The 4,510-nt window shown below is 65.7% G+C and carries 5 protein-coding genes and 2 pseudogenes; 4 read left to right on the top strand and 3 right to left on the bottom strand.

What is annotated here, in order from left to right; genetic code table 11:
* Positions 1-75 precede the first annotated feature (75 nt).
* A complete protein-coding gene (locus ACXMYJ_RS28585) occupies positions 76-462 on the bottom strand; it encodes a WYL domain-containing protein (RefSeq protein ID WP_460359481.1) in 387 nt (128 codons plus the stop codon).
* 256 nt (positions 463-718) lie between these two features.
* On the opposite strand from ACXMYJ_RS28585, the gene ACXMYJ_RS28580 reads away from it, so the two are divergent.
* Together ACXMYJ_RS28580 and ACXMYJ_RS28575 are read left to right on the top strand one after the other, a co-directional pair.
* Positions 719-868: a hypothetical protein gene (locus tag ACXMYJ_RS28580; RefSeq protein ID WP_460359480.1), complete on the top strand. Its 150-nt coding sequence runs from the start codon at positions 719-721 to the stop codon at positions 866-868.
* Positions 869-936: 68 nt separating this feature from the next.
* Positions 937-1,746 carry an LLM class F420-dependent oxidoreductase gene (locus tag ACXMYJ_RS28575; protein WP_460359479.1) on the top strand — a complete coding sequence of 270 codons (810 nt, stop codon included), beginning with the start codon at positions 937-939 and terminating at the stop codon, positions 1,744-1,746.
* A 22-nt stretch (positions 1,747-1,768) separates the two neighbouring features.
* Here ACXMYJ_RS28575 and ACXMYJ_RS28570 read toward each other — a convergent pair whose 3' ends face one another.
* Entirely contained in the window at positions 1,769-2,020 is a 252-nt protein-coding gene (locus tag ACXMYJ_RS28570) for a hypothetical protein (protein ID WP_460359478.1), read from the bottom strand.
* Positions 2,021-2,139: 119 nt separating this feature from the next.
* Between ACXMYJ_RS28570 and ACXMYJ_RS28565 the strand changes: the two are divergent.
* Positions 2,140-2,331: pseudogene (locus ACXMYJ_RS28565) on the top strand (SDR family oxidoreductase); the annotation flags it as partial.
* 199 nt (positions 2,332-2,530) lie between these two features.
* Positions 2,531-4,216 carry a GMC family oxidoreductase gene (locus ACXMYJ_RS28560; protein WP_460359477.1) on the top strand — a complete coding sequence of 562 codons (1,686 nt, stop codon included), beginning with the start codon at positions 2,531-2,533 and terminating at the stop codon, positions 4,214-4,216.
* A gap of 79 nt (positions 4,217-4,295) precedes the next feature.
* On the opposite strand, the pseudogene ACXMYJ_RS28555 reads toward ACXMYJ_RS28560, so the two are convergent.
* Positions 4,296-4,510: pseudogene (locus tag ACXMYJ_RS28555) on the bottom strand (IS630 family transposase); the annotation flags it as partial.

Genomic DNA, 4,510 nt, shown 5'->3' with positions numbered 1-4,510 from the left:
CCTCAACCACCGGTGGCGGACTCCACCCCTCACGGGCAGATTCGTGTCCGCCACTGGGCAGTTCTTACTGGCCACCTACGGGCACTTCTCATGTCCGCCTACGGGCAGTTCCAACTGTCCATTGACACGCGGATGCCCCCCGCGCTGTCGACACCATCCGACGAACAACCACGCAACACCCCCGCGCAGCAGACCCATTGCCTCGACGTTCCGGGTGGTGTTGGTATCGCCATCCTTGGCGGTATAGCTCGACCGTACGACGCGGCGCGCGGCGATGGCCTCCGGAATCAGCGCGACCGTCGCCTCGGACCGCGGCTGGGAATCGATGACGAACATCGACGCCAACGCCTCGTCGATGGGCGCGAGCTGGTCCTCGCGGCTGACCGCGAGTACCTTGGCCCGCGCCCGACGCGCCGCCGCACGATACGGCGAGGTCTCCAACAAACCAAGCCCCGCAAGCACCGCCAACGACTCCGCAACGGTGAGATTCAGTGGCGGCAATGAGTGTTTCCGCAGGATCGAATACCTCTGTTGGCCGGCGTCGAGGTCGTCCTGTGCGACGACATCCTGGACCGGATCGACGAGATCGTTCCCCCGGCACCGACGTCGGCACCCTCGACCGGGCGTTCGTCCCGGCGGCACGACGTTGAAACCAACACAGACCGTCCGCGCCGCGTATCGGCCCCATCCGGCGTGTCGACGGCGGACACTGAAACCTATGTTCACTGCTTTCTGGGTCATCGCGGCGGTGGTCGCCGTCGGCGCCGTCGCGGGCGGCTTGGTGCGGATGCGGGCATGGTTGCAGAAACCCGTTCCACCGGAGGTGATCGAGGCCGCGCGCCGCGACGACGATGAGAATGCCGATTAGGCGCGGAATAATCCCCGCGTCGGTGCACTTGGCTCAAGAGTCGACCTCCCCCGACTCAGGAGCCATCCATGACCCGTCCCCTCCGCGTCGCCGTGCAGATCCAGCCTGGCGGCACCCCCGACTACCGCACGTGGCGCGACGCCGTCCTTGCTGCCGACGACCTCGGCGTCGACGTGATCTTCGGTTACGACCATTTCCACCGTCCGGCGTTGGAGGCCATCGTCGACGGCAAGCCCGTCATGTCGGACGAGCAGCCTGACGTCGCCAACTTCGAGGGCTGGACTGCGCTCGCATCGTGGGGCGAAATCACCTCGCACGCCGAGATCGGTCTACTCGTCACCGGCGTCGGTTACCGCAACCCGGACCTGCTCGCCGACATGGCCCGCACCGTCGACCACATCAGCGGCGGCCGGCTCATCCTCGGCCTCGGCGCTGGATGGTACGAAAAAGACTACACCACTTACGGATACGACTTCGGCACGTTCGGCTCCCGATTCGACCTGTTCGACGAGAGCCTGATCCGCATCAAGAACCGGCTTGCTGCATTGGTTCCGCCGCCCGTTCGCAAGCTCCCAATCCTCATCGGGGGCACGGGGCCCAAACGCTCGCTGCCCGCGGTGGCCCGGCACGCCGACATCTGGCACGCGTACCAGGAGCTCGACGGCTTCCGGCGGTCCAGCGAATGGGTCGACGAGTTGGCGGCGACGTTCGGTCGCAGCGGCGCGGACATCGAACGTTCGACGCTGTGGCAGGACGCCCACACCGCCGATGCGTTCCGAGAGGCGGGTGTCACGTTGTTCCAGACCGAACTCACCGCCGACGACGGTTACGATCTCACACCGCTCAAGCAGGTGCTGACGTGGCGTGACCACGGCTGACGGCAATCGAAAGTCCTGCTCTTCAAGTGCCTTTCGATGCTCCTTCTGCCGTGGCAAAGAAAGCGGTGACTTCCTCGGCGAACAGTTCCGGCTGCTCCCAGGCCGGGAAATGCCCGCCCACCGGTGGCTCGCTCCAGTAATGGATGTCGGTGAACCGCTTCGCCGCCCACCGGCGCGACGGACGCTGAAGCTCGAACGGGAAAACAGCGCCGCCAGTAACAGCGTGGACGATGTCGCCGGTGTCGAGAGGGTCCGGCGGTGCGAGCGGTGGCATGAGAAGGATGCCGGCGACGTGTTCGCTGTCCTGTTGAGCGACGCTGGCGCTGATACTTGTCCCCCAGTCGCTTCGGCAGCACCATAACGCTCATATCCCAGCCGACGCATCAAGGTTGCCCCGACCTCGGGGAACCGACTCGCGAAGATGCCGAACTGGTTTTCCCTCTGCTTCAAGCGATGCCCACGCCGTGGGTGGAACCCGAGGACGTCTCACATGCGGTCGTGTATCTGGCCTCCGACGAATCCCGGTTCGTCACAGGTCAGCAGCTCTTCGTTGACGCCGGTGCCGGCCTCAAGCTCGGAATGTGACGTGGTTTACCGGGCTCACTCAGGTTCGCTTCGGAGTGAATTACCCAGCACCGACGGTTGGGACGCAGCGGTCTCGTCGAAGGTAGTCGCGGTCAACGCTCAGTGAAACGCGACCGGACGCATGGCGATGCGCCTAGGCCGGGCCGTCATCGCGCACACTAGGTGTCGCACCCCGACGCCATGGAGGAACGATCTCGGAATGAGCCCGGCCGCCGACTTCGACTTCATCATCGTGGGAGCAGGCAGCGCGGGCTGTCTGGTCGCCAACCGGCTCAGCGCCGACCGCGACCACCGCGTGCTCCTGATCGAGGCCGGCGGAAGAGACGACTGGTTCTGGATCAAAGTGCCGGTGGGCTACCTGTACACCATTGCCAACCCCCGCACCGACTGGTGCTTCACCACTGAACCCGACCCAGGTCTGGCCGGCCGCAGCATCATCTACGCGCGTGGCCGCGTCCTCGGCGGCTGTTCGTCGATCAACGCCATGATCCACATGCGCGGGCAGGCCAGCGATTACGAACTCTGGGCGCAGGCCACCGGCGACGAGCGATGGCTGTGGGGCGGCCCGGACCGACCCGGCGAGACACTGGAAATCTACAAACAGCTGGAAGACTACTTCGGCGGAGCCGACGACTGGCACGGCGCCGGTGGGGAGATCCGGGTCGAGCGGCCGCGCGTGCGCTGGAAGATCCTGGACGCCTGGCAGGCCGCCGCCGCCCAGTTGGGCATCTCCCCGATCGATGAGTTCAACCGCGGCGACAATTCCGGCAGTGCGTATTTTCATGTCAATCAGCGCCGTGGCCGGCGCTGGTCGATGGCCGACGCGTTCCTGCACCCTGTCACCCACCGCGCCAATCTCACCGTCTACACACAGACCCAGGCCTTACAGCTGCTGATGGACGATCAGGTTCGCGACCATCAGCGGCGCGGTGCCTGGACCACCGCGCAGCACCGCGTCACTGGTGTGCGGCTGCTCAAAGACGGCCAGATCGTCGACGTGCGGGCCCGCCGGGAGGTGATCCTGAGCGCTGGAGCCATCGGCTCGCCGCACCTGATGCAGGTCTCGGGTCTGGGCCCGGCCGGGCTGCTCGCCCAGCATCACGTGCCGGTGGTCGTCGATCTGCCCGGTGTCGGTGAAAACCTCCAGGACCATCTGCAGCTTCGAACTGTCTACCGTGTCCGGGGCGCGCGCACCGTCAACACGCTGTATCGGAATTGGATCACCCGTGCCGGCATGGGAATCCAGTACCTGCTGCTGCGGTCAGGACCCCTCACGATGCCGCCGTCCACGCTGGGGGCCTTCGCCAAGAGCGACCCCGCGCTGGCCAGCCCTGATCTGGAGTGGCATGTGCAACCCTTGTCTCTGCCGAAGTTCGGCGAACCTCTGCACCCTTACGGAGCCATCACTCCCTCGGTCTGCAATCTGCGCCCTACCTCGCGTGGCCACGTGCGAATGGCCGATGCGGATCCGCTGACCCACCCGAAGATCTCCTGCAACTACCTGTCCACTGACGCCGATCGTGAAGCCGCCGTACGGGGCCTGCGGATGACCCGCCAGATCATGGCGGCGCCGGCCCTGGCCCGCTATCGCCCGGAAGAGATGCTCCCCGGCCCACGACTGAAGAGCGACGAAGACCTCCAGGTGGCAGCCGGTGAACTGGGCACCACCATCTTTCACCCGGTGGGTACCTGCGCGATGGGTGCCTTCGACATGCGCGGTCTGCCGCGGTCGGCCACCGCCGTGCTCGACTCCGACTGCCGCGTGTTCCGCGTCGCCGGACTTCGAGTGGTCGATGCTTCGGCGATGCCCACCATCACTTCTGGCAACACCAACGCGCCGGTCATGCTGGTCGCCGAGCGCGCAGCGCGGGCGATCCTGACATGAGTCGGCAGACTGTGCGCGTGTCCTGGCAGCACAACCCGCACCGACCATGCGCGTCTTCGTCGGCCGGTGCGCCGTGCGACTAGTGTCCTGAGTCATTAATTCGGTTGCAGTAGTTGGCGATGCTTGCCAGGATCTGGTCGGCGGTCTTAGTCCAGACGTAAGGCTTGGGGTTGTCGTTCCAGGTGTCGATCCAGGCACGGATATCGGCGTTGAGTTGCCGCACCGAGGTGTGAGTGGAGCGGCGCAGTTTCTTGGTGGTCAGCTCGGCAAACCAGCGCTCGACGAGATTGAGCC

This window comes from Mycobacterium sp. ZZG, from assembly GCF_054786995.1.
The sequence above is the reverse complement of the archived record's forward strand: the minus strand, read 5'-3'. Positions and strand labels throughout refer to the sequence as shown.